The following is a 5,082-nucleotide window of genomic DNA, read 5'->3' on the forward strand; positions in this document are numbered from 1 at the left end:
GATGTGTGATATTCCGATCGGGGGGCGGCCGAGCCGGGGCCGACCCCGGCTCAGCCGCCGACGCGCCCGGCCTGGATCTGGCGGCCCGCGGTGGTCGTGACCACCACGGGCACCCCGTCCGGGACCTGCCCCCGCAGGTCCGCGAGGAGCGAGTCGACCGGGGGCAGGTCCCCCGGCGCCCGCACCTGGACGTAGAGGGTCCGCGACTTCGCCTGCACGTTCACGACCGACGCGCCCGGCGTCGCGGCCACCCATGCCGCGGCGGCGTTCGTGGCCCGTGTGGTCCACAACTGCACCAGCACCATCGCCGCCGTGTTCGCCGCGAGCAGCAGACCGACGGCGCAGGACAGCAGGCCGAGCGCCAGGTACGTCCTGCGCGCGGAGCCCGCCTCGCGATGACGGCCGGCCCCCGCGTACCCCAGGCCGCCGAACACCATCATGCCCGCGACCACCAGGGCCAGCAGATTGGACACGAACAGCACGAACGAGCCCAGGGCCAGCCACCAGGCGCCCTGCCCGGCGCACACTCCGGTCACCACCAGCGGCGGCACCAGCGAGATCGCGATCGCCACGCCCGGCAGGACCGCGGCCACATCGCGGCGGGCGAGTGCCACCGCGCCGGCGAAGCCGGTGGCGAGCGCGGCCATCAGGTCCATCAGCCCGGGTGAGGTGCGACTGGAGATCTGGCTGTCCGACAGCAGGTCGTAGGAGGCCGGAACGACCAGCGAGGCGACTGCCCCCACCGCCACCACCAGCAGGCCCCCGCACACCACGAACAGAACCGCCGTGGTCCGCCGTCGCTGCACCGCGCCCAGCGCGATCCCCATGATCGGGGTCGACAACGGAGCGATGATCATCGCGCCGATCACCGTGGCCGTGGAGTCCGTCAGCACCCCGCAGGCCGCGATCACGGCCGCCAGGAACAGCATGGTCCAGAACGCGGACTGCTTCGCCCGCCGGTCGCCGACCGACAGGTTCAGGTCCTCCTCCAGTTCCTCCAAGGACCTTCGCTGGTGGTCGGGGAGCACGCGGTCACGGAGGCTGCTGAACACCACCCGAGTATCACGCCGCCCGGTACGGCGCCGCGGATACCACACGCCACCACCCCCCGGACAGCCGCACCGCCCCCACGCCGGGCAATCCGCCCACGGCTGACGCGAGCGGTGTCGTACGCGGCCCACGACCTACTGTCCCCCGGTCCGGCCCGGTCAGCGCGGCGGTCCGGGCCGGACCGGATGACGTTGCCGCGCGGCGCCCCGGAGCCGGGGACGAACTCCACGGAGAACGGGTCGGCCACGCCGTGCTGCCGGGAGGGACGTCGGAGTGGCACCGGCGGCGGGCTGCGGCCCTGACAGCGCCCCGGTCGCCGTGCGACGGTGAATGCAGGACCACCGGTCCCGCGAGCACATCTGACCGCCGCCGTACGAGGGACCCGGCCCACCGGGGTGACCAGCTCCTGGAGGACGCGCCATGCGGGCAAGGAACACGACACCGGGCAGCCCCCGGGGCACGGGCGCGACACCGGCCGGGAGCACATGGGGGAACGGGCGGCCTGGCCGGGGGGCCACCGGACGGGGCGGGTTCCCGTGGCCGGCGGCGACGGGACGGCGGTACGCGTCATGACCGCCGGCGGGAGCGCGGCCCCCGGAGGCCCGGCCGCCCCGCGGCCCCCGGCCCGACGGATCACCTGGACCGTGCTGCGTGCGGCCGGCTCGGTCACCGCGCTCGTGGCCCTGTACTACTCGCTGCCCCTGAACCACTCCTCCACGACCGCCACCCTCGTCATGCTCCTCACCGGACTGGTGGGGTTCGTCGCGCTGGTCGCCTTCCAGGTCCGCTCGATCATCCGCTCCAGGCACCCCGGGCTACGGGCCGCCGAGGCCCTGGCCACCAGCATCCCGTTCTTCCTGCTGCTGTTCGCCTCCGCCTACGTCGCGCTGGCCGCGCTCTCACCCGCCAGCTTCGGCACACCCCTGAGCCACAGCGACGCGCTCTACTTCACCGTCACCGTGTTCTCCACCGTCGGCTTCGGCGACATCACCGCCAAGACGGGCGCCGCCCGGCTGGTCGTCACCGTCCAGATGCTCGCCGACCTGATCGTCCTCGGCGTGGCCGTCAAGGTCACCATCGGCGCGGTCCGCCGCGGCCGCGAACGCAAGGCCGAACGGCACCGCGCCCCGGGCGGGGACGGGGGCCGATGACGATCGACGGGCCGATCGGACCCTGACCGGCACGACGCCCCCGCCTCCGCCTCCGCGGGCTTCAGCGGGTGGCTGGGCCGGCCTCGACGCGAAGGTCCGGGCCGGTGCGGGGAAGCGTCCTCAGGAGCGGGGTCGCCGCGGCGGCGCCCGCGCCCGTCCCCGGGTCGCACAGCGTCTTGGCCACCAGCGAGCCGATCGTCTCCCCGCCCGCCGAGCCGTCCTTGCCCATGTACGGGTTGTGCGACAGCGCGAACTGCCGCCGTCCGTCCCCGCTGCCGAGCAGCAGGGTGCTCCAGCCGGGCAGGCCGCCGTCATGGCCCCAGGCCGCCTCGCAGCCCGGGCCCAGGTCGATCCGCGCCACGCCGAGTCCGTACCCCCAGCCCTCCGTCGCGGTCGGCACCGTGTCCGTCAGCGCGGCCATCTCGGCCGGGCGCAGCAACTTGCCGCCGAACAGTGCGGCGTGGAAGCGGTTGAGGTCGGAGGTGGTGGAGATGCCGTTGCCGGCCGCGTCCACGAAGCTCGGGTTGAGCCGGGTGATGTCGGCGGGCCCCGCCGGCATGTCGAGGTACGCGTGGGCGTGCGGGCCGCCGAGGCCGGTCCCGGAGCCCGGGAACACCGTGTCGTCCAGGTGCAGGGGCCGGACGATCCGGCGCTCGACCTCGCGCTGCCAGGTGCGTCCGGTGACCTTCTGGACGATCATCCCGGCGAGCACGTAGTTGGTGTTGGAGTAGTGCCAGCCCTGCCCGGGCGCGAAGTACGGCGCGTGCTCGGCGGAGACCGCGGCCAGCTGCTGCGGGCGGTAGTCCCGGTAGCGCCACCCGCCGTACGCGAGGTCCCGCCGGTCGGCCTCGTCGGTGATCAGGAACCGCTGGTCCTCCGTGAAGTTGAACAGGCCGCTGGTGTGGTTCAGCAGCTGCCGGACGGTGATCGCGGCGCCGTTCGGGACGACCCCCGGCAGGTACCGCTCCACCGGGTCGTCCAGTCGTAGCCGCCCCTCCCCGACCAGTTGGAGGACGACCGTCGCCACGAAGGTCTTGGTCACGCTGCCGACCCGGAACCGGCCGTCCGACCTGGCCGGCTGCCCGGCGGCCAGGTCGGCGCTCCCGGCGGCGCCCCGCCACACGGGGCGGCCGGCGACGCGGATCTCCGCGAGCGCGGCCGTCGAACCGCCACGCTCCACGAGGTCCCGCAGCTCCTGCTGTCCGTCGACGCGGGGCCGGCGTTCCTCCGCAGTTCCGGTGCCGGACGCCGACGCGCCCGGCCCTCCCGCCGCCACCGCCGCCGTCGGGGCGAGAGTGACGACGGTGGCACCGGCCAGGACGACGGCCGCGACCCGCCTTCCCAACCGGCCGCGCCGCTGCGATGTCCGAGCCTGAACGATGGTCATGGTGTCCGCCCCTTCCGGCCCGGCTCCGGACCGTCGCCGCCACCTTCGCATCCGTGACACGTCCCGCGCGTCATCCCTCGGGGGTCGTCGACCGTGCACCCCGAGGATCGAGCCACTCGGCCGAGCGGTGGATACGGGTGTCAGGCCGAATCACCTTCTGGGAGCTTGACTTGACCTCATCACCGATCCTGGGCACACCGACCCTGCAGCCATCCCCTTCGCCACCGCGGTGGTCACCTCCCGCGCCCCGGGCATTCCGACCAGGCATTCCGACCAGGCGGACCGGCCCTGCGGCGGCCCGGGCCATCGCTTCGTTCGCCCGGACCACCGGCGACGCCCGGCGGCCAGGGTGGGTACCGGGTTGTCCGATAATGCTCCGGTGAGCGAGATATCCGCGGCGCCGCCGGACCGGAGGGCCGGGACGGCCGCCCTCCGGCACAACCTGCTGACCCTGCGTCCGATGCCCCTGCCCCCGCTGACCTGGCCCCGCGGACTGCGCGGACTGCCGCAGGTCCTGGTGGTCCTGGCAGCCGTCTCCCTCTGCCTCACCGGCGCGGACCTCGCCGCCCGGCTCCTCGCCTGCGTCCACGCCGCCGCCCTGCTCGTGGCGCTGCGCCGGCCCGCCGCGGCCTTCTGGTTCTCCCTCGCCCTGCTCACCGTCATCGCCGTGGCCCATCCGCCCACCCACGACAACATCCCGTGGGCCTGGCTCGTGCACGCCGGTGTGCTCCTGCTGCTCGCGCTGCGCGTCCCGCTGCTTCCGGCCGCCGTGTCGGCGGGCGCCGGCGCGGCCGTCGGGGTGGCGCTGAAACTGGCGGGGTGCACGGTCGGGTCCTGGCGGACGGTGCTGGCGGCCTGCGTCTCGTTCGCCGTGGCCGTCGCCCTGGGGGCGATGCGGCGGCGGTGGCGTGAGGACCGCGCCCGGCTGGCCGAGCAGATCAACGCCACCGCCGAGGAACGTGCGCTGCGCACCGTCCTGGAGGAGCGCGCCCGCATCGCCCGCGAACTGCACGACGTCGTCGCCCACCACCTGTCGCTGATCGCGATCAAGGCGGAGGCCGCGCCCTACCGGGTCCAGGACCCGCCGCCCGCGCTGGCGGCGGAGTTCGCCGCGATCCGGGCCGGCGCGAAGGAGGGACTGACCGAACTCCGGAATCTGCTGGGACTGCTGCGACCCGCCGCGTCGACACCCGCGGGCCTCCCCGGGCAGTCCGCCGCACCGGTCGCGCCGCAGCCGTCGCTCGCCCGACTGAACGGGCTGCTCGACCAGGTGCGCGCGGCCGGACTTCCGGTCACCGCCCGGATCGTCGGGCAGCCGCGGCCGCTCCCGCCGGGCGTGGAGCTGTCGGCGTACCGGATCGTCCAGGAGTCGCTGAGCAACGCGCTGCGGCACGCACCCGGCGCCGAGACCCGTGTGGAACTCGGCTACGGCCGGGACGCGTTGCGCCTGCGGATCGCCAACCGGCCGCCCGGCCGCACCGCGCCGCCCTCGCC

Annotated in this window: 4 protein-coding genes; 2 read left to right on the top strand and 2 right to left on the bottom strand. The window is 74.8% G+C overall.

Annotated elements, in window-relative coordinates; translation table 11 throughout:
* Window positions 1-50: 50 nt before the first annotated feature.
* On the bottom strand, window positions 51-1,052 hold the full coding sequence (locus ACWEQL_RS40855) for a DUF389 domain-containing protein (protein WP_452156442.1): 1,002 nt from the start codon (window positions 1,050-1,052) through the stop codon (window positions 51-53).
* 567 nt (window positions 1,053-1,619) lie between these two features.
* Here ACWEQL_RS40855 and ACWEQL_RS40860 point away from each other — a divergent pair.
* Window positions 1,620-2,201 carry a potassium channel family protein gene (locus tag ACWEQL_RS40860; protein ID WP_452156444.1) on the top strand — a complete coding sequence of 194 codons (582 nt, stop codon included), beginning with the start codon at window positions 1,620-1,622 and terminating at the stop codon, window positions 2,199-2,201.
* Window positions 2,202-2,262: 61 nt separating this feature from the next.
* Here ACWEQL_RS40860 and ACWEQL_RS40865 read toward each other — a convergent pair whose 3' ends face one another.
* Entirely contained in the window at window positions 2,263-3,588 is a 1,326-nt protein-coding gene (locus tag ACWEQL_RS40865; RefSeq protein WP_452156446.1) for a serine hydrolase domain-containing protein, read from the bottom strand.
* Between the two features lie 379 nt (window positions 3,589-3,967).
* Between ACWEQL_RS40865 and ACWEQL_RS40870 the strand changes: the two genes are divergently transcribed.
* The coding region (locus ACWEQL_RS40870) for a sensor histidine kinase (RefSeq protein ID WP_452156448.1) at window positions 3,968-5,082 on the top strand (1,115 nt) is incomplete at its 3' end.

Source organism: Kitasatospora sp. NPDC004240, assembly GCF_053603215.1.